A 283-nucleotide genomic window follows, 5' to 3' on the forward strand; every position below is an offset into this window, starting at 1 on the left:
TCAGCGTTTTGAAGAGTTCTTTCATGAGAATATAAAAGTGATACATTATTGGTTTTTATTGTCTCTCACTCTTTAGCAGAATACGCATTCTTATGGATGATTCTCATGACTCATTTTTTAGTAATACATTAATTTATAAGGATAAATCATCGTTTTTTAACTTAAGTTAGAACTTCGAATATAGTAAGATTCTCTCATTACAAGCCCTCTCATATTGAACCAATTAAAACCGCTTATTTGCTTGTCATAAGCGGGGTTGGTATGGGGGTAGAAATTGCTAAAG

The organism is Bartonella sp. AA2SXKL (genome assembly GCF_042197205.1).
GTDB lineage: Bacteria > Pseudomonadota > Alphaproteobacteria > Rhizobiales > Rhizobiaceae > Bartonella.